The organism is Streptomyces sp. NPDC033177, assembly GCF_055577715.1.
On sequence record NZ_JBVIPS010000013.1, the window covers coordinates 306,709 to 329,171 of the forward strand.

The 22,463-nt window shown below is 67.2% G+C and carries 14 protein-coding genes; 7 read left to right on the forward strand and 7 right to left on the reverse strand.

The window, feature by feature from the left end; genetic code table 11:
- Positions 1-1,602 precede the first annotated feature (1,602 nt).
- Genes ACZ5U5_RS37880 through ACZ5U5_RS37890 form a run of 3 tightly spaced genes read left to right on the forward strand, consistent with a single transcriptional unit; the run spans position 1,603 to position 3,623 of the window.
- On the forward strand, positions 1,603-2,868 hold the full coding sequence (locus ACZ5U5_RS37880) for a S8 family serine peptidase (protein ID WP_469030983.1): 1,266 nt from the start codon (positions 1,603-1,605) through the stop codon (positions 2,866-2,868).
- Positions 2,869-2,925: 57 nt separating this feature from the next.
- On the forward strand, positions 2,926-3,264 hold the full coding sequence (locus ACZ5U5_RS37885) for a WXG100 family type VII secretion target (RefSeq protein WP_469030984.1): 339 nt from the start codon (positions 2,926-2,928) through the stop codon (positions 3,262-3,264).
- 56 nt (positions 3,265-3,320) lie between these two features.
- Positions 3,321-3,623, forward strand: coding sequence for a WXG100 family type VII secretion target (locus tag ACZ5U5_RS37890; protein WP_469030986.1), 303 nt, complete (start codon positions 3,321-3,323; stop codon positions 3,621-3,623).
- A gap of 414 nt (positions 3,624-4,037) precedes the next feature.
- Here ACZ5U5_RS37890 and ACZ5U5_RS37895 read toward each other — a convergent pair whose 3' ends face one another.
- The 7 genes from ACZ5U5_RS37895 to eccCa form a co-directional block, all read right to left on the reverse strand.
- Positions 4,038-4,730 carry a DUF1266 domain-containing protein gene (locus ACZ5U5_RS37895; RefSeq protein ID WP_469030987.1) on the reverse strand — a complete coding sequence of 231 codons (693 nt, stop codon included), beginning with the start codon at positions 4,728-4,730 and terminating at the stop codon, positions 4,038-4,040.
- Between the two features lie 686 nt (positions 4,731-5,416).
- A complete protein-coding gene (locus ACZ5U5_RS37900; RefSeq protein ID WP_469030989.1) occupies positions 5,417-5,728 on the reverse strand; it encodes a DUF397 domain-containing protein in 312 nt (103 codons plus the stop codon).
- Positions 5,729-5,858: 130 nt separating this feature from the next.
- A complete protein-coding gene (locus ACZ5U5_RS37905) occupies positions 5,859-6,293 on the reverse strand; it encodes a hypothetical protein (RefSeq protein ID WP_469030990.1) in 435 nt (144 codons plus the stop codon).
- Positions 6,290-10,900 (reverse strand): putative T7SS-secreted protein, encoded by a 4,611-nt coding sequence (locus tag ACZ5U5_RS37910; RefSeq protein ID WP_469030992.1) that lies wholly within the window; start codon positions 10,898-10,900, stop codon positions 6,290-6,292. The genes ACZ5U5_RS37905 and ACZ5U5_RS37910 overlap by 4 nt, the downstream gene beginning before the upstream one ends.
- The gene (locus ACZ5U5_RS37915; RefSeq protein WP_469030993.1) at positions 10,900-11,553 is read right to left on the reverse strand and encodes a hypothetical protein; all 654 of its coding nucleotides are present in this window, start codon (positions 11,551-11,553) and stop codon (positions 10,900-10,902) included. The genes ACZ5U5_RS37910 and ACZ5U5_RS37915 overlap by 1 nt, the downstream gene beginning before the upstream one ends.
- Positions 11,550-12,065, reverse strand: coding sequence for a hypothetical protein (locus ACZ5U5_RS37920; RefSeq protein WP_469030995.1), 516 nt, complete (start codon positions 12,063-12,065; stop codon positions 11,550-11,552). The genes ACZ5U5_RS37915 and ACZ5U5_RS37920 overlap by 4 nt, the downstream gene beginning before the upstream one ends.
- Before the next feature lie 38 nt (positions 12,066-12,103).
- On the reverse strand, positions 12,104-16,081 hold the full coding sequence (gene eccCa, locus ACZ5U5_RS37925; protein ID WP_469030996.1) for a type VII secretion protein EccCa: 3,978 nt from the start codon (positions 16,079-16,081) through the stop codon (positions 12,104-12,106).
- 386 nt (positions 16,082-16,467) lie between these two features.
- Here eccCa and eccD point away from each other — a divergent pair, with 386 nt between their 5' ends.
- From eccD to ACZ5U5_RS37945, 4 genes are all read left to right on the forward strand, one after another.
- Positions 16,468-17,988 carry a type VII secretion integral membrane protein EccD gene (gene eccD, locus ACZ5U5_RS37930; RefSeq protein ID WP_469031034.1) on the forward strand — a complete coding sequence of 507 codons (1,521 nt, stop codon included), beginning with the start codon at positions 16,468-16,470 and terminating at the stop codon, positions 17,986-17,988.
- A 195-nt stretch (positions 17,989-18,183) separates the two neighbouring features.
- Entirely contained in the window at positions 18,184-18,471 is a 288-nt protein-coding gene (rpsO, locus tag ACZ5U5_RS37935; protein WP_160507553.1) for a 30S ribosomal protein S15, read from the forward strand.
- 359 nt (positions 18,472-18,830) lie between these two features.
- The gene (locus ACZ5U5_RS37940; protein ID WP_469030998.1) at positions 18,831-21,059 is read left to right on the forward strand and encodes a polyribonucleotide nucleotidyltransferase; all 2,229 of its coding nucleotides are present in this window, start codon (positions 18,831-18,833) and stop codon (positions 21,057-21,059) included.
- On the forward strand, positions 21,056-22,435 hold the full coding sequence (locus ACZ5U5_RS37945) for a M16 family metallopeptidase (protein ID WP_469030999.1): 1,380 nt from the start codon (positions 21,056-21,058) through the stop codon (positions 22,433-22,435). The genes ACZ5U5_RS37940 and ACZ5U5_RS37945 overlap by 4 nt, the downstream gene beginning before the upstream one ends.
- Positions 22,436-22,463: the final 28 nt, after the last annotated feature.

Genomic DNA, 22,463 nt, shown 5'->3' on the forward strand with positions numbered 1-22,463 from the left:
GCTTCGAAGGCCACCGCCTCAACGACATGATCGACTTGGTCGAACAGGCGAACCCCGCGGACCTGGAGAGTGCGGGCGAGGCTCTCAAGAAGGCCCGCAACGCGATTGCCACGGCCGCCAAGGAGCTCGGAGAGCACATCGATCGAGTCGACTGGGAAGGGGCGGCAGGGGAGGCGTTCCGTAAGTGGGGCAAGAACCTCGTCAAGGACACGCGTACACTCTCCGACTTCGCTGACACTGCCAGCGTTCAGATCGCATCCGCGGGTGCGGGCCTGGCATCCGTGCGTAGCTCCATGCCGCCCCGGGACCAGCGCACCGATCCGAAGATGGTCGAGGACATCCCCACCCCCAAGCGGGTGGACGGCAATGCGGAGTACGCCGCCGCGGCCAAGGCGGAGCAGCATCGCCAAGAGGCGATCAACCAGATGAATCGGTTGTCGTCGTTCTACCAGGTGTCGCAGCACTCGATGGCTGGGCAGGAGCCGCCTACGTTTTCGGCGATGCCGGACGTGGGGGTGCCGCAGGGGAAGGACGCCATCAGCCGTGGCGCGGAGGGGGGTGCGGCATCCTCCGCCGTGGCCGCCGGTGGCGCTCAGGTCCCGCTTGACCGCTCTACCGACACCGTGATGGGTGGTGATCCACGGCCGGTCGAGTCCTCGCCGCCCCGCAGTGATGGCCCTGCCCCGACCACCTCGCCCGACTTGATTGCTTCGCCAGATCGGCCTGTCGGCACGGAGATTGACAGCGTCGGTACTTTGCCGCCGCAGACCGTAAGTCCGGCACCCGTTGCGTCACCTCCAACACCTTTTCCAGCAGGTGGCGTTGGAGAAAGTGCTCCTCCCATCGGAACTGGCCCCCGCGTCCCCGCGACCACTGGCCCTGTTGCACGCACGTCAGTTCCTGGAGCAGGTCCGAAGACCTCACTACCGGCCCAAGGCCGAACGGGTCCGACAGGCCCAGCGCGACCAACTGCAGGTCCTGGTCCTTCGAACCCGATCGGGCGTACAGGTCCGATGGCCCAAGGGAGAACCGTCAGTGGTCCGACGGCCACCGGGCTGCCGCAAGTAGGACGTGCTGTCACTGGCGGAACACCACGTCCCGCCATGCCGGGCCCGCGACCTGGCCTCCCGGGTACTGGTGCGGGGCGCGATAACGGCGTCGTCGGTGGGCGGCCCGCTCCTGGCCCCTTGCAGGGTTCGTCGGGCTCCAGGTTGCCGCGTGGCCCGGTCATCGGAACCGAGGGCTCTGGTGGTCCAAGGGCAGCGAATGGAGCTGGAGGCCAACGCGGGGTCGTTAGAGCGGCTCCTCATGGCACGGCTGGTGGCGGGCAGCCGTCTCCCCGGTTCATCAGTAGTCCCGATGGCGTGGTCGGTACTCCCAAGGAGCGCACGTCTACTGCCTCAGGCCGTGGGAACGGATTCAGCGTCGGTGGTTCTGGTCTGGTGCGTGGTCCCGCAGGCACACCACAACGCCCGGATGACGATGAGGACGAGGGTGTGCGGCGGCCCGACTATCTGGTCGAGGACGAGGAAACACATCTGCCGGCAACCGGCGGCACGTGCCGCCGGTGATCGACTGATCGCGAGCAAGGACGTGCAGGGCATGAGGTCTGAAGCCAGTCGACCCGGCGGGTGGTTTACGCCGTTTCAGGGCGGTGCGGGGAGACGCATCGCCATCATGGGCTCGGCAGTTGGTGTGCTGGTGCTCGTGTCCCTGGGGCTCGCTCCGAGTGCGACGGCGAACGATACCCAGTCGAAGCTGTGGCACTTGGAGGCCATGGGTGCTGATGACCTTTGGGAGGTCAGCACCGGCGAGGGCATCAAGGTCGCAGTTGTCGACACTGGCGTCTCGGAGACGCCTTCGCTCAAAGGTCACGTCCAACCGGGCAAGGACGTGACAGGAATGCCTGGTGGCTCGACAGATGACTACGACGGGCATGGAACCACGATGGCGGAACTCATCGTGGGATCCGGACGAGGCGGGGGTATCAAGGGATTGGCGCCCGGTGCCGAGGTGGTTTCTTTCCGTACCGGTCTGGGTGGAAAGTTCGCGAAGAAGGGAAGCCGGAGTGCCGAAGCAATTCGGGCCGCGGCAGATAGTGATGCCCGGATCATCAGCATGTCCTTCGGTTCTGACTTCATGTATCCAGATGAGAAGGAAGCGGTGAAGTACGCCGCCTCGAAAGGCAAGTTGATGTTCGCCGGTGTCGGAAACGACGGTGAGAAGAAGAACTTCATCGGGTATCCCGCAGCATTTCCGTCTGTCACCGGAGTCTCCGCCGCCGACAAGTCAGGAAAGGTAGCCAGGTTCTCTGAACGCGGCGACTACGTGGATTTGGCGGCACCGGGCCTGGACCTACCCGAGTGGTGCGATGAGGCGTTCCGCTCGTACTGCGACAGCAAGGGCGGCACGAGTGCCGCCACTGCCATCGCTTCCGCCTCCGCCGCCCTGATTTGGTCCAAGCACCCCAACTGGACGGCCAACCAGGTCCTCCGCGTCCTCATCGACACCGCGGGCCGCGATTGGCCGAAGAATGATCCGAGTGCCTACCTCGGCTACGGGCTCGTCCGGCCCGCTCCCAACTTGCTGGACGGAAAGGGGAGCCCGGGCCCTGCGGACGTGGACCCCCTCACTAACCAGAAGACCCCCGGTGTCGGGCCCGGCAAGGAGGCTTCCCCCTCTGATTCCGCACCAGCTCCATCGCAACCCCCGAAGGGGCCCGCAGGTGGCCACGCCGCTGCGGCGACATCAAGCTCGAAGTCTACTGACAGTAACGGTCAGTTGTGGTTGATCCTCGGTTCGGTCGCCGTAGTCGTGGTGATCGGCGGTAGCACCTTCGCGGCGATGCGTGCTCGGCGCAGAGCCTGACCACGCCGCAGCATCACCCGACCCATACCAACAAAGGTTCAAGAAGGGAGCCCAGCCGTGGCTGACGGCCAGAAGTTGAACAAAGAGCAAGTGGCGCTTCTGAAGAAAGAGATCGTGGGTAAGTACGAATCGGTCCAGCAGCAGCTCAAGCGCCTCCAGGGCACCCTCGACACGATGGAGGTGAACTGGCGAGGCGTCGGCGCTCATGCGTTCGACACGAAGCAGACCGAGATCAACGAGCGTATGCAGGCGATCGGCAGGATCTTGGTGGACTTCCTGGACGGCATCAGCGGCAACGAAAAGCTGACCGACGGGCTCGAGGATCAGGTCCGGTCGACGATGAACAGTATTGACGTGCAACACGGTGGCAAGCACTCGGCCATCAGCAGCTACTGAAGCACTGATCCCAGCGGGTAAGACGTTCCCCGCAACTACTCAGAAACGGGGCAAGCATGGCAAACGTTCACTTGGACGAGCTCGCCGTAAAGTACGGCGGCCTTGACGCCATCACAACCGAACTCGGCATTCAGGCCAAGCAGTTGGAGGCCGACCTCGCGGACATCAAGCGGGCGGTGGCGAAGGTGGCCGAGGGCTGGGAGGGAGAGGCTCACAGGGCGTACATCCTGAAGCAGAAGGAGTGGGACAACAACGTCGAGGCGATTCACCGGGCCCTCGTGGACATCGGTCAGAAGGTCGGCCAGGCCGGCGGTGACTATCGGGGCGGCGACCTGAAGGGTGCCAGCTACTTCCAGTGAGACTGAGGAGTGGCGCGGAACGTTGGGGTGGACACGCGCGGGAGGTGTCCACCTCGTTCTGTTGTGGTAGGGCCGTCTCTCAGAGCGGGCTGAGTCGGCGGGTGACGGGAATCCGCTCAGCGCGCGGGGCCGCGGGCTTCACCTGGCCGAAGCGCTCTCGCGCCGGTGGGGCTGGTGCAGCGCCGGTTTCGACGAGGAGCAGGTTTGGTGCACGATCGCCATCGAGTCAGCGCCTCTCCGCTTGGGAGCCCGGTAGGGCGCTCTTGATGTGAGGTCAGCCCCGTGATCGGGTCAGCGATGTGGGAGATGCCGAGCCGACGGGCCCGGCCAGCGGTGCCGTCGCCGTTGCAGGCGCAGCCATCTCCCCCGTATCGGCTACCGCGAACACCGAGCCGGTTCGCTCTCTTGGTTGCTCTACCGGAACGGGATGTTAAGCCACGGGCTACCTGGATCCGACATCAGAATCTTATGCGCGTTGAGCATCTCCCCGTACCAGTCCCCGAACTCTTCGTCGTCAAAGTGCAGACAGCGGCCGAGGATGTAGCCCGCGGAGAAGTCTTGCCAGGAGCGGTGCGAGCGGGCTGAATTCTGCCCTGCCTGAAGGATGGCAGCTTCGGCCTCTTGAAGGGTGCAGAAGCGGGCACCGAGCCCCCAGCGGGCCATTTTTGACGCGCGGCCGAGGTCCCACGCGTCGACGGATGTGACGTATCGGTTATCCTCGAGTATTCCGTCGGCGCGCATACGAGCCTCATAACGGGTGATGCGCCCGATGAGTCGCTGTACACCGGCCACTTGCGCTTCGGTCTCAGCCGTGGGTTGCGGATCGGTTGCGGTGGCGTCGGCCGGGCTGATCGCCACCCCGCTTTCGGATCGCGGGCCCCGCAGTACGCGTGCGGCCGCCTGGCGCCAGTAGCCGGCGTCGACGTGGCCTCCGAAGTCGCGGGCCAGTGCACGCCGCAGCCCTAGTACGAACTCCCAGACAGGGCTGGAGGCTTCGCAGGACAGGAGCCGGTGCAGGTGGTGCAGCCATTGCTCCCGAGTGGTGATGCCCCACCATTCCCGCAGCCGCTTGCGCTCACCGTCGTAGCCGCTGCCGTGCCAGGCCATAGCGTTCCAGAGAGAGCCGTTGCTGACACAGAGCAGGGCGCCACATGCCAGTCCGTGAGCGACAGGGCCGTGCAGCGAGCCTCCGACGCGCAGCGTACATAGCCGCGTTGATAGGGGAACGATCCCCACGCGCTCGGAGTGCCGGGACCACTCGGTGGAGTGCGCGGGACCGTGAGGAAGCGCGAGTTCGCAAGGACTGCCAGGGTTGATCACGATGGTCGGGGGACTACTCGGGGTCCAGGCGCGCGCGAACCAGCGCAGGCGTGCCTCCCCGTACACGATGTCCGGCACTGGGGCGGGCAGCATTCCGTGAGTGAAGACTTCCCACCACCTGGCGGATGTGGTGGTGTCACGTCGGTAGCGGGGGTAGGTGCCCTCTGGGTCGGCGTCCATCCTGTCCCGGGAGACCTCGAAATACAGCCGCGTACGGGCAAGGACGTCGTAACAGGCTGCCCAGTCGCCCCGCGCCTTGGCGTCGAACAGTGACTGCTCAACTTCGGTGGGCGCGGTCCAGGTGGGGCCCGTTGGGGGCAACGGAGAGCAGAAAGCCGCCGATGCTGGCCCGAACGACATCCTGTTCCCTTCAGATTTCAACGTGCAGCAACGCCAATGACTTGAACGGCTGTTGGTCTCCGCTGGGCGCGGCGTGAGTACGCGAGGGGGGCACCCGTGAGCTGTGGCCCCCGCTACTCCGCCGTCCCCGCCCCGCCATTACGCGGCGAAGGCTCCAGGTCGAACTCTCCGTCTCGTGCCCCAAGTACGAACGCGCGCCACTCCGCCTCGGTGTACCGCAGGACGGTGCCCGGTTCGATGGATGACCGCATGGCGACGGCACCCTGGGGGAGGTACGCGATCTCGACGCGCTCCTCGTGTGCCTCGGTACCGGGCGCGCTGTGCCAGTCGACGTCGGAGATGTCGAGGGCGTAGAGCTGGTTCTTCTCCCGCTCCTTGCGCGCCTTGATGTCCTGCTCCGGCTCCTGGTCCTCTGCCTCGGCCATGACGAAGTGGCCCCTTCCTGACGTGCCAATGGACGGTTGGCTCAGCCTACTTGGGCCTTGCGACGCTCGCTCGGCAACGGACTGGCCTGGACGTCGCGCTTGGTCAGATGCCGGTGCTCCGTCCCCGCCTTCAGGTATTCACGAGACGAGAGAAGGTCGATACCACCTCAATTAGCTCTTCTTGTTGGTACCCGGTTCGGAGGAATATCTCGCGAGGGCTCATCGCTGAAGTGGTGGTGAATTTCAGCAAATCAAGCCAGGCTGTACTGGTGTTCTCTGAAAGGTTGACGCTAATGCTTCCCCTCGAATCGATTTCTGTAACGACAGGGGTGTCAGAGGGTTTAAGATCTCTGTCGACGGCGAAGCGCACCGTCGTTACTCGATCGATGGCCAGTCGAACCCTCGTCACTGTGTCAATCAGAATGGACACATCTGAAGAAGTGTACCCGAGTTCTTGCAATCGAGCTTCTGGCAACTCGAGCACCTGGTGTGCGATCTGAAATAGCGATTTGAATGTATCTCGACTCAGTGATGCTTCAGTCATTATCTCTTCTCTCGCGCTCATTCTAGGACGGTGTCGAACCAGGCCTTGCCGCCGATTGGAGTGAAGACGGTCCCGCCGTCTCCATTTTCAATCACAACCGCCCGCTTATCGGGGTCCCAGTATCCTATCCGCCCGTGCCTTAGGTCATAACGGACCTCGACGTTAGGGGTGTTGCCGTTTATTACTCCGTCCACATAAAATTCCAGGCCTTTGGTGTCAACGCCACTGACGTAGTGGCTCCCCTTCCCGTCCGGGCGGATCGCCTCCTCATTTGCATGTCGGGCTATCTCTTGAGCCACAGGGTCGGCCTTCGGGTACTCAGGGGCGAGACCTAGCGGGTCCGCCCAAGAGTGAGGATTTTGGACATACGCGTTGGGGTTGGGTGCTGGTCGAAGGCCAAGAGGATCTGCCGTCAGATAGCGGGCCGTTTCCGGGTCATAGTGCCGGAAGTAGTTGTAATGCAGCCCCGTCTCCGGATCAAAGTACTGCCCCGGAAAACGAAGTGGCGTATAAGAGGTACTCCCCGCCTGCCAAGCAGTCGTACCCCACAGCGTGCTGCGCGTCCGCCACGCGATCTCGCCCTGTTCGTCGACCAGTTCGCTCGGTGTGCCGATCAGGTCGGTGACGATGGCGAAGAAGCGGGAATCGATCTCCTGTTGTGGTGCATCGGCCGCAGTGATGCGCTCCGTTTGCGCTACCGGGTGCAGGCCCTGGTGGTCCCACGTAAGAGTGACTGGGTGCTGCAACCCCTCACCTGTAGTGCTCTGTTCGCAGAGCGTCGTGCCGTCCCAGGTGAAGTCCACCCGCTCTACGACCGTCTCCCCATCGGACGCCAAGCGGAGCTTGGCCGTGCGGCGGCCCAGTGGGTCGTACGTGTAGCGCCAGCGCGTGCCGTCCGAAGTGACCACCGACGTCAGGCGATCCTCCGCGTCCCACGAGTAGCGCCACGTATCCGGCTTCCGGGACAGGCGAGTCTTCTGGCGTAGGGTGATGCGGCCAAGAGCATCGTGCTCGTAGCGGACGCCGCCGGCGCGTGTGATCCGCGTACCGGTGTACTCCCGTTGCCCCGTCGCCTCCTGCCCCGGATGCCCGGCAGGCCACTCCGCCTCCGTCTGGTTGCCCGCCGCGTCGTAGGCGTACGTCTCCGTCCAGTTCGCCGCGTGGACCGCCGTGACCCGGCCGGCCCCGTCCAGGTCGAAGCGACGCTCACCGGACAGCTGGTCGTCGATGGCGATGAGGTTGCCGTCGGCGCGGTAGGAGTAGGCGCGATGCTGGATCGATCGGCCGCCCGTTGCCGTGACTGATTGACCTGTGAGGCGGCCCAGTTCGTCGAACGTGTTGTCCAGCGTGATGGATTCGCCGATATGACGGGCGAGTTCGCGGCCTGCCGCGTCGTACGCGAAGTCGATGGTGCGGCCCGACGTCGTCAGTTGGGTGCGGCGGCCTGCACCGTCGTACGTCCACGCGCTCGTGGCCCCCGACGGCGTCGTGCGGCCGGTGCGGCGGCCCAGATCGTCGTAGGTGTACGTGATCTTGCGGTCGTTGACCGTCTCGGATCTCAGCCTGCCGTAGCGGTCGCGCAGCAGCACGAGCGTGCTGTCTGGGCCCGTGGCCTGGGCGAGCTGGTCGGTCAGGTCGTGAACGAACGTCGTGACCTGGCCGTCTGCGTCCTTGCGTATGACCTGGCCGAGAGTGTTGCGCTCGAAGGAGATCGTCTGTCCAGCCGCGTTCGTACGGGAGGTCAGCTGTCCGGCGCTGTCGTGCACATAGGTGAGCGTGCGGTCGTCGAAGTCCGTCTCCGACATCAGGCGGCCGGCCGGGTCGTACGCGTAATTCCACGTCAGACCTTGTGGGTTGGCCACCTCGATGAGGCGCAGCTCCTGGTCATGGGTGAACTCGTAGCGCACCCCGTCCGGGCCCGTGCGTGCGGACAGTACGTCGAAGTGGGTGTACTCGTAGCGGGAGACGCCACCCATCGCATCGGTGTGGGTGGTGCAGTTCCCCTCGCCGTCGTACGTCCATGACTCGACGGCTCCGTCCGCCGCCGTACGCTGGGCCAGCTGTCCCTCGACGGTCCATTCCAGGCGTGTCGTGGCGCCCATCGCGTCCGTGATCGTGACGGGTCTGCCGAAGGCGTCACGCTCGTAGTGGGTCACTGAGCCGAGAGGGTCGGCGATCTCAAGAGGGAGCCCGGCCGCATTGCACCGAACGGTCGTTGTGTTGCCGAGCGGGTCCGTAACCGCGACGAGACGGCCCGCCTCGTCGTACGTGAAGTGCGTCGTCTGGCCCGAAGGACTGGTCACCGCCGTGCGGTTGCCGCGCTCGTCGTAGGTCTGGCGCGAGGTCGTGCCGTCCGGGTTCACCACCTTTACGGGCTGCCCGAGTTCGTTGTACTCGGCCTTCGTATCGCGGCCGTCCGGGCGCACGGCGGCGAGGAGATTGCCTGCCGTGTCGTAGCTGAGGGTCGTGGTGCGGCCCAATGGGTCGGTGCGGGAAAGCAGCCGGTTGTACCGGTCGCGTTCGTAGCGGGTGACCGCGCCGAGCGGGTCGACGTCGGCGATCACCTGCCAGGCGTCATTGATCAGGAAGCGACGGGTGTGGCCCTCGCCGGTGGTTGTCGTCGTTACCCGGAGGCCGGTCTCGGGGTCCGTCGTGTCATAGGTGAGGCGCAGGCTCATGTGACCTTCGGAGCCGCCCTCGGCGAGGCACCTGTCCCGATCGTCGTACGTGTAGGTGTAGCTGCGGTCGTTGGTGTCGGTCCACGACGTGACCCGGCCCGAGTCGTCGTACGCGAAACGGAGAGGGAGACCGGAGGAGTTCATAACCTCGGTCAAGTGGCCGTCGGTGTACCGGTAGCGGACCAGCTCCTGGTCGGTCCCGTCAGCGGCCGCGCCCGCCAGGTGCAGGGCGCTGACGCGACCGCCTTCGGTGGTGAGCTTCAGGTGGTAGCCGCCGCTGTGCACCAACGACCGCGGTGCGCCTTCGACGTCGTACTCGAACGTCAGCCAGTTGCCGTTGCGGTCGTCGATCTGCTCCAGGACCGCCAGACCCTCGCTCCGGTCGGCGAAGTGCCACTTTCGCAAGGTGGCCGGATCGGTGATCGTGTAGCCGTCGTCCTCGCGGGCCAGTGGCCACCGCGGGCCGTGGCTCGGCATGGTCGGCAGGCCGGGCGCGGGGTGCGGGTAGGCGAGCAGCAGGCCGTCCTCGGTGACGAAGACGACGCCCTCGACGTCGATCTCGAGGCGCTGGTCGACCGTCGACGACCAGGAGGGGCCGAACCAGTGCCCCAGCTTGTAGCCGGACTCCACTCTGCGCTTGAAGAGCAGAGGCAGGGCTCCGGGCAGCGTCACGTCGGTCTGCGGCAGGTACATCTTGCCGGTGGCGAGGTCGATCGGGTCCGTGCCCTTGTTCACCACGCTGCCCTCGGGGCGGGAGCTCCCGGCAGCGTCCTTGCCTGCGGCCTCACGCGCCCCGCGCCGTCCGCCCGATTCCGCCGCTTCCTTCGCTGCGTGCCTGACTCCGGACCGGACCCCTCCGCCGACCAGCCCGGCGCCCTTGCTCCCGACTATCTCCGGCAACATCCTGCCCCCGAACTCCGAGGGGTCCTTCTTGAAAGTCTCGTACGCGTCCTTCACCGCACGGTCGGGATGCGTTGCCGTGGACGCGAGCCCGGCCAGCGTCATGTTCACGTTCTGCACATAGGCAGCGGGGTGGGTGATGTTGTACGGGTCCATCGGGGACAGGCCTCGCACGAAATTGATCAGCCCTCCTGTCCCTTTGAGCGCGCCGCCCATGACGTGCTGGAGTTCCGTGTTGACCGTCTTGAAACCGTCTACGTAGTTGGACTGCAGCCGGTCCAGCGGCGGCGGTTCGGCCGGAGCATGTGCCAGGGCGGCCTTGACCGTGGACTCGGCCGACTGGCCCGCCTCGTTGCGCTGACGACGGGCCTCGGCGAGGATCTCGCGGGCGAGTTCGAGGTCGGCCTTGCCCGGGTCCTTGAACGGCTCCGGTTGTGGACCCGGATCCTTGTCGGCCTTGATCGCGGCGTTGTAGGCATCGACCCGTTTGTTGTACGCCTCCACGGCTGACTCGGATGCTTGGATGCTCTTCTTGTGCAGGTCGATCGCGTCCTGTGCCCGGCCCTGTGCCCACTTGACCGTGTCCGCGTACTTCTCCAGGGCTTCACCGGCACTTCCGCAGGCGTCCGCCGCATGCAGCCACTTGACCGGGTGCACGGCGAACTTCTCGCGGAAGGTCCTGGCCGCCTCACCCTTCCAGCGGGAGGAGTCCAGCCTGCGCATGCCCTGGCCGACCTTGTCGAAGGCCTTGCCGAAATCCTTCAGGTGCTTCGCGCTCGTTCGGATCGTTTCGGGGTTGCCGTGTATGAGCTGACTGGCCAGATCAGTTTCGCCGAGCTGCCGTTCGTCGACCTCCGCGCCCAGCTTGGAGGCGGCGCCGCCACCGATGATCTGAACGATGTCCGCGGCACGGTCCGCGCCGATGTGGTCGAGACCGTCAGCGAGCTTGTCGGAACCCCACTCGACACCCTCTCCGACAGCCTCCTTCGTCGTGTCCCAGCCGTCCTCCAGCTTTCCCAGACCCGAGTTGACGACATCACCTATGCCCATCAGCCCGCGTCTCCACGCTGCTGAGTGCCCTGCTGAGCGTCAGCCTGGGCACGCTCCTCGGGCGAGGGGCCGAAGGTCTCGTCCAGGAACGCCTCGTACTGCTCATCGCTCATCCCGGCGGCTCGCTGGGGGACCCCGGGACCGAGCATGTCCGAGGTCAGCGCATCCCGACCGGCGTCCTGGTAACCCTGCTTGATGTTGTCACCCGCCGTCTCGAACGATTCCTTGCTGTAATCCGGGTCGGCGAAGGCGTGGTTCCCGGCCAGCTCACCCCAGCCCATCTTGGTGACCTCGTCCTCGGTCGCGTATGGATTACCGCCGAGCGAGTTCGCCAAGACCTTGAGTGATCCGCCCACGTACTGCTCGGTCTCGTACATCGTCCCGGCCGAAAGGCCCACGCCCTGCGCGAAGGTGCTCCCTTCGAAGACCAGGGACCGCACCCCCCACTCCCAGCGCTCGCAGAACGACTCGAAGGCAGACGTCAGCCCACCGTGGCCCAGCTCAAGACCCGTCAGAGCGATGTCCTCAAATCCGCGACCTGCGCTCGCCGCGCCGATCGGTCCGAGTTCTCTGAGCTCGTCCAGGGTCAGGTTGATCCCTTGCGCGATGAGGTCCAGGCCACCCGTTCTCAGATCGGGTTCGTCGTCACTCACTGTCCAGCCTCCCCGTGATTGCCCACCCGGTGTCTGTCCGCCCCGTGTCCGTCCGCGTCGACCGCGACCGCGGCGGGGACGATCCCCATCACCGGCGGAAGCAGTACCTGGTCGCCCTCGCTTCCTACGTCCAGGGCCACGCCGCACGGCACGCCCAACGCCGGGATCACGCCGTCCAGCAGTCGGGCACCCAGCAGGCGTTGGTACTCCCACTCGCGAGCCCCTTCCCCTCGCATGACCGCGAACCGGGCCAGCGCCGCCTCGTCCGAGAAGGCGTAGATCCACCGAACGCCACTGAAGTCAGCGGTGAGCGGGCACGCGTCCCCACCCAGCGGCAACATGACGGCGGTGCGTCGGAACTCGCCGAGCAGGGCGGCGAATTCCCGGCGCATCCGGATACTGTCGTCCCCCGCATGGGGCACGGCCGGTGCTGGCACGGTCATGTCCGCCAGGTCCGCGAGACGGGACCGTCGTTCCTGCTCCGGTGGACTCTCGTCCCTGTTGTCGATCATGGTTGACATCCTCATGCGGTCTGGATCGAGAGCGACACTCAGTACTCCCCGGCCACCAAGCCCGTCTGCACCAATGGCTTCCCCCGCCGCCGCGAGACGAAAGTCCCCCGACCCACCGGCATCGGCCGCGGCCGCACCCCGCCGAGGATGTCGCCCTCGCCCGGATCACCGGCGAGCACCACACCCTGCGCGCCCAACTCCTTCATCCGCTGCATGAAGGGTTCGTACGCTGCCCGCCCCGCGCCCGCCGTGGAGCGCGCGATGATGAAGCGGACGCCCACATCGCGGGCGAACGGGAGCAACTCGGTGAGCTGGCCCAGCGGGTTGCCGCTGGAGTTGGACACCAGGTCGTAGTCGTCGACGATCACGTACACGGTCGGGCCCCGCCACCAGCTGCGGTCGCGGAGCTGCTGGGCGGTGACGTCGGCGGTGGGCGTGCGGCGGTTCATCAGGTCGGCCAGGGCCGTCATGTGGTGCTCCATGGCGTTGGACATGGGGATGTACTCCGCCAGGTGCGAGGCCGGGGTCGCGTCGAGGAGAGAGCGGCGGTTGTCGACCACGAAGAGTTTGCAGTCGTCGCCGCTGTAGCGCTCCGTGAGGCGGGTGATCAGCAGGCGCAGCAGGTTGGACTTGCCCGATTCGCTCTCCCCGAAGACGAGGAAGAACGGGTCCTGCTCGAAGTCCACGAAGACCGGTTCGAGGTTGGTCTCGTCTAGGGCGAAGGACACACCCCGGTTCGGGAACACGTTGCCCGGTGGGAGTTGCTCGGAGGGCAGCTCCCGCGGCAGCAGACGGACGTCCGGCGCGCCGGGCCCCGTCCAGTGGCGGGTCACCTCGGCGGTCAGGATGGACGTGGCATCAGCTAGGTCCGTGTCGGACGTCAGACCGTCGATGCGCGGGACCGCCGCCATGAAGTGCTGCTTCTGCGGGGACTGGCCCCGGCCGGGCACGCCGGAGGGGACATTCGCCGCCACCTTGCGGTCGAACTCGGAATCCATCGTGTCGCCGAGGCGCAGCTCGAGGCGGTTCATGAGGTGGTCCTTGAGGTTCGCGCGGACCTCCATCGACCTCGACGCGGTGAGGATCAGGTGGACGCCGTAGCCGAGGCCGCGGGCCGCGATGTCCAGGACCGCGGGCTCCAAGCCCTCGTACTCCGAGCGGAAGTTGCCCCACCCGTCGATGATCAGGAAGACGTCGCCCCATGGCTGGTCGGTGACCGAGATGTCACCGCGAGCCCTTCGCGACCGGAAGTCGGCGATCGACGGGATGCCGGACGTACGGAAGTACTCCTCGCGACGCGTCATCACGCCGTACACCTCGGAGACCGTGCGCCGCACCCGCTCGGGATCGAGACGTGAGGCGACGCCGCCCACATGGGGAAGCCCGGCAACGGACGACATTCCGCCGCCGCCGAAGTCCAGTCCGTAGAGCTGCACCTCGTACGGAGTGTGGGTGAGGGCGAAGGAAGCCATCAGTGAGCGCAGCAAGGTCGACTTTCCGGACTGCGGGCCGCCGACGATCTGCATGTGGCCGGCCGCGCCCGAGAAGTCGCACCACAGTGCGTCACGGCGCTGCTCGTACGGCTTGTCGACCAGGCCGACGGGGACGACGAGCCGGCCCGCCCCCTCGTAACCGGGCTGCGTGAGCCCGCGCCCCGGCACGGCCGCCAGCCCCGGAAGCAGCTGGTCCAGGGAGGGAGGGCTGTCCAACGGCGGCAGCCACACCTGGTGGGCCGCCGGGCCCTGTGCCTCCAGGCGGCGCACGATGACGTCGAGGACGGTGTCGGCCAGCGCGTCGTCCGGGTCCGTCGCCGACTGCGTGCGAGGTTCCGGCACCGGTGCCGGAGCGGCGTAGCGCACGGGAACCTCGGCCGCCGTGAACAGCACCGGACGGCGGTCCACCGGACGCGGCCCGCCCAGCGCCGCGGCCTGCTGCGAACCCGAGCGGTACACCCCGGAGACGTACGCCGCCTTGAAGCGGACCATCTCGTCGGTGCCGTACTTCAGATAGCCGGAGCCGGGCACGTTCGGCAACTGGTACGCGTCCGGGACCCCGAGCGCGGCGCGCGACTCGGCCGCGGAGAACGTCCGCAGACCGACGCGGTACGAGAGGTAGGTCTCCAGGCCGCGCAATCGGCCCTCCTCCAGGCGCTGCGACGCGAGGAGCAGATGCACGCCGAGCGATCGGCCGATACGGCCGATCTGCACGAACATCTCGATGAAGTCCGGCTTGGAGGTGAGGAGTTCGCTGAACTCGTCGATGACGAGGACCAGGGAAGGGATCGGCTGGAGCGGGGCGCCCGCCGCGCGCGCCTTCTCGTAGTCGTGGATGTTGGCGTAGTTGCCCGTGTCGCGCAGCAGCTCCTGACGCCGGTTGAGCTCGCCGCGGATGGAGTCGCCCATGCGGTCGACCAGCGTCAGATCGTCCGCCAGGTTCGTGATCACAGCCGCGACATGCGGCATCTGTGCCATGCCCGCGAAGGTCGCACCGCCCTTGAAGTCGGCGAGGACGAAGTTCAGGCTCTCGGAGGAGTGGGTGACGGCGAGGCCGAGAACCAGCGTGCGCAGCAGCTCCGACTTGCCGGAACCGGTGGCTCCCACGCACAGACCGTGCGGACCCATGCCCTCCTGCGCCGCCTCCTTGAGGTCCAGCATCACGGGGCGGCCGTCCTCGCCGACACCGATCGGCACGCGCAGCCGCTCCGCCTGAGCGCGCGGGCGCCACGTCCGGGCCGTGTCGACCGAGTTCGCGTCACCCAGGCTCAGCAGATCCGTGAACTCGAGGTTGGCGAGGAGCGGCTCGTCGTCGTCACCGCCCGATGCCACCCGCAGTGGGGCCAGCTGCCGGGCCAGCGCCTCCGCGCCCTCGTACGAGAGGAGGTCGGGTTTGCCCTCGTAGACCAGGCCGTGCCCGGATTCGATGCGCAGTGACCTCGGCTGCACGACGAGGGACAACCCACCCCGCCCGCTGTTCAGTTCCCCCGGCACGACCTCCAGGACCGTCACGCCTTGCAGCCCCTCGGGGGAGGCGAGGACCGACATGGGAGGCAGCGACAGGCCATCGAGTACGACGACGATGTGCGGCTCATCCGGCAGATGAGTCCCACCGGGGTGGAAACGGGGGCGGCCCTGCAGCCGGGCGGAGAGCATTGCCTCGAGCTCCACCGGGTCGTCGGTGATCAATCGGCGGCTGCCCGCACCGTCCGCGCTGCCCTGCGTCTGACAGTGCGGAAGCCACTTGGACCACTCCCACTCCGGAGCGGCGTCGCGCCCCGCCGCGACCGCGATGACCAGGTCCTGGGGGGAGTGCAGTGAAGCGAGAGAGCCGGTCAGCGCTCGGGCCGCCGCCCGCACCGTGCCCGGGTCTCCGCTGACCGTCACGTGGTAGAAGGCCCGCAGGGAGACCGCCATCGGCAGATCCTCCAGCGTGCTGTGCGCGGCGAGGAAGCGCTGCATCGCGCCCGCGGTGAGCGGCTCCAATTCGTCCACCGGAGCGGTCTGCGGCGGCACGAGAGGCGTGGCGAGTGCCTGCGGACCGAGCCCGACGCGGACCTGCCCGAAGTCCTCGTCCCCCGCGCGGCGTTCCCAGACACGGCTGCCCTCGGCGACCAGGGCCCACAACTGCTCGGGGGAGGGGTGGAGGTAGTACTGGGCGTCACGCTGGGACTTGGCGGTGTCCAGGGCCTGCCGCCGAGTCTGCTTGAGGTACCGCAGGTAGTCGCGCCGAATGGTGGCCAATTCGCCCTGCGTCCCACGCCGGTAGCGGATCAGCATGGCGACGGACATGGCCACCGTAGAGGCGACCATCACCATGCCCATGATCTTCATGAACGGATGCGAACTGGGCATGAAGAAGAACACCACGGAGCCGCCCATGCCCAGCATGGGAAGGAGCTGCATCATCGCGCCCTCCTGCTGCCCACGCGGCAGCTCGGGCGGAGGCTGCAGCACGATCTCCTCGGTGGGCACGTGGGACGGCAGAGCCCGAGGTGGGCGCTTCACGACGATGTGGCTCACTACGCACCAATTCCCTGACAGGGCCGAGGTGTTCCGTCCGCCGCCCCGTTTCAGGCGGACGCAGGCCGCTGTGTGATCCTACTGATACAGGTGGTGACCAGTCGGCGGTAGGGTGCCGATGTGCGCGTGAGCACCTGCTAATCCGGCCGAAGACGCATCCGGTCAACCGGTCGATGAATCAGCGCATTTAGCGGTAAGTGGTGAGGGCCGCCGCCAAGAACCGGCCAGCCGGACTTGATTGCGCCACGACGCACCGTGCGATGCGGCACAGTCGGCGGACGCACCGACCTGGCGGCGTCAGCACCACTGCCGCGCACGCTGCGTCAGCACCACTGATGACATCGCCATCAGGACCATCAGCATTGAGGGGGAGCAGCAAGGTGAGCATGACGGCCTCCGCGACGGCCACCGGAACGGGTCGGCCCGGCCAGGGAACGCCCCCGGGGACTCCTTCTGGGAGCGGCACCGGATTCGGCTTCTGCCGCGTCACCATCGTCGCGCCCGACAGCCGGATCGACGTGGCGCTGCCCGACGACATCCCGGTCGCCGACATCTACCCGGAGATCCTGCGCCTCTCCCGGCAGAGCCCCGCCGAAGGCGCCCCTGTCGGCTACCACCTCGTACGCCGCGACGGCGCCGTGCTCGACAGCGCACGTTCCTTTTCGGCGCAGCGCATCCTCGACGGCGAACTCCTCACCCTGCGTCCATTCTCGGAATCGCTGCCTCCCGCTGTCTTCGACGACGTCTCCGAGGCCATCGCCTCCGCGGTGACGCGTGACCGCACTCTGTGGAACGGCGGCCTGACGCGGGTGGCCGGGCTTGTCGGCGGCGCCGTCCTGTCGGCGCTCATCGCCTTCGTGGCCTGGACCGCGGAGCCCCGCCACGACATGCACAGCCTCCCGGGGATCCTGGCCGCGGTCGCAGGCTTGCTGCTTGTCACTCTCGCCTGCGTGCGTGCGCGCGTTTACGACGACCGTGCCTCGGCCATCGCGCTCGGCCTCGGCGCCCTGCCGAACGTGGCGGTGGCAGGCTCCGGACTGTTGCCCCTGACCGAGCACCAGGGCATCGGCAGGCTCCAGTTCCTGCTTGCCTGCGCGGCCGTGCTCGTCGCCTCGGTGATCCTCACCCTGGTGTCACCGCGCGGGGACGGCCCGTTCGTCGCCGTCGTCGTCGCCTCCTCCGTCGGTCTGCTCACGGTGTTCCTCGCGACGCTTCGAAACCTGGAGCCGATCGAGACCGCGGCACTGTGCGCGCCCCTGGCCGTGGGGGCGCTCGCGTTCCTGCCGGGTCTCTCCATGCGGTTCGCGCGACTCCCCATCGGGTTCGAGTCGCCGCACGCCGCGCGCTACGAGTACGACGCGGAGCCGGAGCCGCAGGAGCCGATCGACACCGAGCGGATCGCCGCCCAGGCCCGCCGCGGTCACGAACTGCTCGTCGGCCTGGTGGGCGGCTGCGCTCTGGTCTCCGTGGGGTCAGCGGCGGTACTCGGCTTCTCCGACGATGTATGGGGCCAGCTGCTGGCCCTCGCCACCGGCATCGCGATGCTGATGCGCGCCCAGCTCTTCCGATACACGGCACAGGTCGCGGCCACGCTGGCAGCCGGCCTCGGAGCCTTGGTGCTGCTCGGACTCGGTCTGTGCATCAATCCGCCGTACGCGCTGATGCGTGATGCCCTGCACGGCGACAACGCGGCTCTCAATGTCCGGACGCTGTGGCTCGTCGCCGCGATCGCGGCGGCCTCCGCACTGGTCACGGCCATAGGCTTGATCACGTCGCGCCGAGGAGGGGCCACCCCCTTCTGGGGCCGTTTCACGGAAATCGCGGAGGGCTTCGTCCTGCTGACGCTGGTCCCGCTGACCCTGGCCGTCTTCGACGTCTACGCGGCAGCACGAGCCATGACCAGCTGACCCACGTCGACTGGTACCCTGTGTAGCGGCCGTATGTGTACGCGCCCCCGGACCCCCGAGGTCGAGACTCTTCGAGACTCCGACCGAGGACCTGGAGGCAGCGCCCAGCGGACCTCGCCTCCCGAGTCATGGAAGCTCCCCTGCGATGTAGACCAGGGGCACTCGGTGGCCACGAAAAGACTACGAGGAGTAAGCGTGTCGCTCGACGCCGCTACGAAGAAGCAGATCATGACCGAGTTCGGCCAGAAGGAGGGCGACACCGGCTCCCCCGAGGTCCAGGTCGCCATGCTCTCCCGCCGCATCTCGGACCTGACCGAGCACCTCAAGACCCACAAGCACGACCACCACTCCCGTCGTGGTCTGCTGATCCTGGTCGGTCAGCGTCGCCGTCTGCTGCAGTACCTGGCCAAGAAGGACATCAAGCGCTTCCGTGCGCTGGTGGACCGTCTGGGCATCCGTCGCGGTGCGGCGGGCGCGAAGTAAGACATCGTGAAGGGGGCGGTTCCCACGCAAGAGGGGGCCGCTCCCTTTGCTGTACGTGCGCGTTGTCACCGACGCTTTGTAGTCTGGTGACATAAGCACGTCCCCGCGGGTAGGGATCACCATGGTCCAGCGCCCCGGGGACACCCAGCAGGACCTCACGAAGGAGAGGCGCACCAGCCGCCGCCGATCTTCGGTAGTGGCCCCCGGGCGAAACCCCCGGGAGCTTCGATCGAAGACCGGCCCGCACACACGGCGCGTTTCTCCGCACAGTCCCTGTCCACGAAGGACGCATGGGGCGCCGCTCCCGGGCCACACGGGCCCAGGGGCGAGAAGACGAAACGTAGACACGTAGGAGAACAGTGGAGAACGAGACCCACTACGCCGAGGCTGTTATCGACAACGGCACTTTCGGCACCCGCACCATCCGCTTCGAGACGGGCCGCCTGGCCAAGCAGGCCGCAGGCTCCGCCGTCGCGTACCTGGACGACGACACCATGGTGCTGTCGGCCACCACCGCTTCCAAGCGGCCCAAGGACCAGCTCGACTTCTTCCCCCTCACGGTGGACGTCGAGGAGCGGCAGTACGCCGCCGGCAAGATCCCCGGTTCGTTCTTCCGTCGTGAGGGTCGCCCCTCCGAGGACGCGATCCTGACCTGCCGCCTGATCGACCGCCCGCTGCGTCCTTCTTTCAAGAAGGGCCTGCGCAACGAGATCCAGATCGTCGAGACGATCATGGCGCTCAACCCCGACCACCTGTACGACGTGGTTGCGATCAACGCCGCCTCCTGCTCCACGCAGCTGGCCGGCCTGCCCTTCTCGGGCCCGATCGGCGGCACGCGTGTGGCGCTCATCAAGGGCCAGTGGGTCGCCTTCCCGACGCACACCGAGCTCGAGGACGCCGTCTTCGACATGGTCGTCGCCGGTCGCGTCCTCGAGGACGGCGACGTCGCGATCATGATGGTCGAGGCCGAGGCCACCGAGAAGACCATCCAGCTGGTGAAGGACGGCGCCGAGGCCCCGACCGAAGAGGTCGTCGCCGCCGGTCTGGAAGCCGCGAAGCCCTTCATCAAGGCGCTCTGCAAGGCCCAGTCGGACCTCGCCGCCAAGGCCGCCAAGCCCACCGGCGAGTTCCCGGTCTTCCTGGACTACCAGGACGACGTCCTCGAGGCCCTGACGGCCGCCGTGAAGTCGGAGCTCTCCCAGGCCCTGACCATCGCCGGCAAGCAGGAGCGCGAGGCGGAGCTGGACCGCATCAAGGAGATCGCCGGCGAGAAGCTGCTCCCGCAGTTCGAGGGCCGCGAGAAGGAGATCTCCGGTGCGTACCGCGCGCTGACCAAGAAGCTGGTCCGCGAGCGCGTCATCAAGGACAAGGTCCGCATCGACGGCCGTGGCCTGACGGACATCCGTACGCTCGCCGCCGAGGTCGAGGCCATCCCGCGCGTGCACGGCTCCGCGCTGTTCGAGCGTGGCGAGACCCAGATCCTGGGCGTCACCACCCTCAACATGCTCCGTATGGAGCAGCAGCTCGACACCCTTTCGCCGGTGACGCGCAAGCGCTACATGCACAACTACAACTTCCCGCCGTACTCGGTCGGCGAGACCGGCCGTGTCGGTTCGCCGAAGCGCCGCGAGATCGGCCACGGCGCGCTCGCCGAGCGCGCGATCGTGCCGGTGCTCCCCACGCGCGAAGAGTTCCCGTACGCGATCCGTCAGGTCTCCGAGGCCCTCGGTTCGAACGGCTCGACGTCCATGGGCTCGGTCTGCGCCTCGACGATGTCGCTGCTGAACGCCGGTGTGCCGCTGAAGGCCGCCGTCGCCGGTATCGCCATGGGTCTGATCTCCCAGGAGATCGACGGCCAGACGCACTACGTCGCCCTCACCGACATCCTCGGTGCGGAGGACGCGTTCGGCGACATGGACTTCAAGGTCGCCGGCACGAAGCAGTTCGTGACCGCGCTCCAGCTCGACACCAAGCTCGACGGCATCCCCGCCTCGGTCCTGGCCGCCGCGCTGAAGCAGGCCCGTGACGCGCGTCTGCACATCCTCGACGTGATGAACGAGGCGATCGACGTTCCGGACGAGATGTCCCCGAACGCGCCGCGCATCATCACGGTCAAGATCCCGGTGGACAAGATCGGTGAGGTCATCGGCCCGAAGGGCAAGATGATCAACCAGATCCAGGAGGACACCGGCGCCGACATCACGATCGAGGACGACGGCACCATCTACATCGGTGCCCAGCAGGGCTCGCAAGCCGAGGCCGCCCGCGCCACGATCAACGGCATCGCCAACCCGACCATGCCGGAGGTCGGCGAGCGCTACCTGGGCACCGTCGTGAAGACGACGACCTTCGGCGCGTTCGTCTCGCTCATGCCGGGCAAGGACGGTCTGCTGCACATCTCGCAGATCCGCAAGCTCGCCGGTGGCAAGCGCGTGGAGAACGTCGAGGACGTCGTCGGCGTGGGCCAGAAGGTCCAGGTCGAGATCGCCGAGATCGACTCCCGCGGCAAGCTCTCCCTCATCCCCGTCATCGAGGGCGAAGAGGGCGACGAGAACTCCGCCGACTCGAAGGACGACACCGACAAGTGACGTCGCGTAGCACCACGACGACGGCCCGCCCCTCTTCGGAGGGGCGGGCCGTCGCCCGTACCCAAACCCTCCTCAAGGGCAAGGACGGCATCGGCACGGTCCGCCGTACGACGCTGCCGGGCGGCCTCCGTGTCGTCACCGAGACCCTGCCCTCCGTACGCTCGGCGACCTTCGGGATCTGGGCGAACGTCGGTTCCCGTGACGAGACACCGTCCCTGAACGGCGCCACGCACTACTTGGAGCACCTGCTCTTCAAGGGCACCAAGAAGCGCAGCGCCCTCGACATCTCGGCCGCGCTCGACGCGGTCGGCGGCGAGATGAACGCGTTCACGGCGAAGGAGTACACGTGCTACTACGCACGCGTGCTCGACACCGACCTGCCGCTGGCCATCGACGTCGTCTGCGACATGCTGACGGGCTCCCTGATCCTCCAGGAGGACGTCGACGCCGAGCGCGGCGTCATCCTCGAAGAGATCGCGATGACCGAGGACGACCCGGGCGACTGCGTGCACGACCTGTTCGCGCACACGATGCTCGGCGACACCCCTCTCGGCCGCCCCGTCCTCGGCACCGAGGAGACGGTCAACGCCCTTACCGCCGAGCGGATCCGCCGCTTCTACAAGAAGCACTACGACCCGACCCACCTCGTGGTCGCGGCCGCGGGCAACGTGGATCACAACAAGGTCGTACGCCAGGTCCGCGCCGCCTTCGAGAAGGCCGGCGCCCTGGGCCGCACCGACGCCATCCCGGTCGTCCCGCGCCAGGGCTCACGCAGCCTGCGCACGGCGGGCCGCGTCGAGATCGTCGACCGCAAGACCGAGCAGGCCCACGTCATCCTCGGCATGCCGGGCCTGGCCCGCACCGACGAGCGCCGCTGGGCCATGGGCGTCCTGAACACCGCGCTCGGCGGCGGCATGTCATCGCGCCTCTTCCAGGAGGTCCGGGAGAAGCGCGGCCTGGCCTACAGCGTGTACTCGTACACGTCGGGCTTCGCCGACACCGGACTCTTCGGCGTGTACGCGGGCTGCCGCCCGAGCCAGGTGCACGACGTGCTGAAGATCTGCCGCGACGAACTCGACCAGGTCGCGCAGAACGGCCTGACCGACGACGAGGTCGGCCGCGCGATCGGCCAGCTCGCGGGCTCCACCGTCCTCGGCCTCGAGGACACCGGCGCGCTGATGAACCGCATCGGCAAGAGCGAGCTGTGCTGGGGCGAGCAGATGTCGGTCGACGACATGCTGGCCAAGATCGCGGCGGTCACCCCGGACGACGTCCGCGAGGTCGCCCGTGAGGTCCTCGGCCACCGTCCCTCGCTGTCGGCCATCGGCCCGCTCAAGGACAAGCAGGCCGCCCGCCTGCACGAAGCGGTCTCCTAAGCCCTCAGCGGTCTCCTCACTCCCTTTA

Coding starts and splice junctions, on each gene's coding strand:
- ACZ5U5_RS37880 (WP_469030983.1), top strand. CDS start 1,603: ATGAGGTCTGAAGCCAGTCGACCCGGCGGGTGGTTTACGCCGTTTCAG.
- ACZ5U5_RS37890 (WP_469030986.1), top strand. CDS start 3,321: ATGGCAAACGTTCACTTGGACGAGCTCGCCGTAAAGTACGGCGGCCTT.
- ACZ5U5_RS37895 (WP_469030987.1), bottom strand. CDS start 4,730: ATGGCCTGGCACGGCAGCGGCTACGACGGTGAGCGCAAGCGGCTGCGG.
- ACZ5U5_RS37900 (WP_469030989.1), bottom strand. CDS start 5,728: ATGGCCGAGGCAGAGGACCAGGAGCCGGAGCAGGACATCAAGGCGCGC.
- ACZ5U5_RS37905 (WP_469030990.1), bottom strand. CDS start 6,293: ATGAGCGCGAGAGAAGAGATAATGACTGAAGCATCACTGAGTCGAGAT.
- ACZ5U5_RS37910 (WP_469030992.1), bottom strand. CDS start 10,900: ATGGGCATAGGTGATGTCGTCAACTCGGGTCTGGGAAAGCTGGAGGAC.
- ACZ5U5_RS37920 (WP_469030995.1), bottom strand. CDS start 12,065: ATGATCGACAACAGGGACGAGAGTCCACCGGAGCAGGAACGACGGTCC.
- eccD (WP_469031034.1), top strand. CDS start 16,468: ATGACGGCCTCCGCGACGGCCACCGGAACGGGTCGGCCCGGCCAGGGA.